2 protein-coding genes are annotated in these 2,031 nt (G+C 60.0%); one reads left to right on the forward strand and one right to left on the reverse strand.

Going from position 1 to position 2,031, the window contains the following annotated elements; genetic code table 11:
- Nucleotides 1–1,008, forward strand: a 1,008-nt coding sequence (gene glpC, locus AAC083_RS20465) for an anaerobic glycerol-3-phosphate dehydrogenase subunit GlpC (RefSeq protein ID WP_258224793.1), incomplete at its 5' end; no start/stop codon positions are given.
- A gap of 171 nt (nt 1,009–1,179) precedes the next feature.
- Here the strand turns inward: glpC and AAC083_RS20470 are convergent.
- The coding region (locus AAC083_RS20470) for a type I secretion C-terminal target domain-containing protein (RefSeq protein WP_146181747.1) at nt 1,180–2,031 on the reverse strand (852 nt) is incomplete at its 5' end.

The raw sequence follows: 2,031 nt of genomic DNA on the forward strand, positions 1-2,031 counted from the left end.
TGTGAAGTGGCCTGCCCGAGCGGGGTGCGCATCGGCGACATCATCGCCAAGGCCAAACACAAGTACAGCGGCTTCAAACCCGGGATCCGCGAATTCGTGCTCTCCCACACCGATCTGATGGGCGGCATGTCCACCCTGATGGCGCCCGTGGTCAACTTCACCACCGGGCTCAAGCCCATGAAGCTGGTACTGGACAAGGCGCTGGGCGTCTCCTCCCACCGCGACCTGCCCAAGTATTCGCAAGGCACCTTCCGCGGCTGGTACAAGAAGCAGAAAGCCAGCCAGGCCCAATATGAGCGCCAGATAGCCTATTTCCACGGCTGCTACGTCAACTACAACCACCCGCAGCTTGGCAAGGAGCTGGTGCAAGTGCTCAACGCCATGAACATAGGCATGCAACTGCTGGAGCGGGAGAAGTGCTGCGGTGTGCCGCTGATTGCCAACGGATTCATGGACAAGGCCAAGCAGCAGGCGGCCTTCAACATCAAGCAACTGGAGAACACCCTGCTGGGCAACGAGATGCCGCTCTTAGCCACCTCCTCCACCTGCGGCTTCACCCTGCGCGATGAATACCCCCACCTGCTGGAGCAGGACAACCACAAGGTGCGCGATCGCATCTCGCTGGTGACCCGCTTCCTGTGGAACGAGTTCTACAAGGGCAACAAACCGGCCATGAAGCCGCTGGACCTGCACATCGCCTACCATACCCCTTGCCACATGGAGAAGATGGGCGGCGTCATCTATACACTCGAATTGCTGCGCGCCATTCCCGGGGTAAAGGTGACGGTACTGGAGTCCCAGTGCTGCGGCATCGCCGGCACCTACGGCTTCAAGTCGGAGAACTACGAGACCAGCCAGGCCATAGGTGAAGGGTTGTTTGATCAGATAAACCGCCTCAAGCCTGATCTGGTCATCACCGACTGCGAGACCTGCAAGTGGCAGATCGAGATGAGCACGGCGTTTCGCTGCGAACATCCCATCCACCTGCTGGCTCAGGCGCTGGCATAAGGGACCACAGTGGCAGATGGATATAGAGATGAGCACTCCGATTTCCGCTGTGCACACCCCATCCACCTGCTGGCTCAGGCGCTGGTCTGATAACACAATCGCCCGCGAATGGATAAACTAAAGAGCCGGCAATCGCCGGCTCTACCTTTACTCGTTTGCATATTCCGCGCATCAAGGGTGCTGGATGATCAAACTCTGGTTATCAAGCATGGACTGCAAGATATCGTGGGATGAGCTACTGGCAACATGCCAGCTGCTCAAGTCCACGTCCTTCAGGGTGATCTGCTGAGTCACCTGGCCATCCCCCGCCGGTGATACCGAGAGACTCACGTCGCTCAGCCCGCTGCTGCCGGTGGCCACACTGGCGGAGAGGTGATTGAGCAAGCCATCCACGCTGTTGTCGGTCACCCCGTGCAACATGTCAGTCAGATCGATCTTGTCCCCCTCTTCCGGGCGAAAGTCGGTAATGGTATCCATGGCAGGCAACGCCGCCGTCCCCTCATCACCACTTCCCCACACGAAGAGATCGCTGCCGGCACCGCCAGTCAGAATGTCGTTACCTTGGCCCCCCCTGAGCACGTCATCCCCCTGGCCAGCCAGGATCCGATCATCTCCACCGGAACCAAACAGCCAGTCACTCTGATCCGAGCCCTGCAGGTCATGGCCGCTCTGACTGTGGACGATGACCGTATCGGACGGGGAACTGATGATAGCGCCACCCACACTGGACTCTGCACTCAGGGTCAGAGCGTGATCTCCCACCGGCAGATCCTTGAGATAGATCGGCACGGATTGATCCATCGGCAGTAGCCAGTCACCGTTGCTGTCGGCATGACCCACACTCTGACCATGCTCGTCCACCACCTGGCCGCCGCCCAGGTTGTGGATGCGAACGGAGAGCTCACCCGGCGCGGGGTTGACCACGCTGGCGCTCAGGTTGAGCGGTACCCAGGCCCCCTGCAGGGCGTGGATCTCATGGGCCCCCAGATTCAGGCGCGGATCGTCCGCCTCGGCGGTCACAGT

Origin of the sequence: Aeromonas sp. HMWF014 (assembly GCF_963878295.1) — a bacterium.
Lineage (GTDB): Bacteria > Pseudomonadota > Gammaproteobacteria > Enterobacterales > Aeromonadaceae > Aeromonas > Aeromonas popoffii.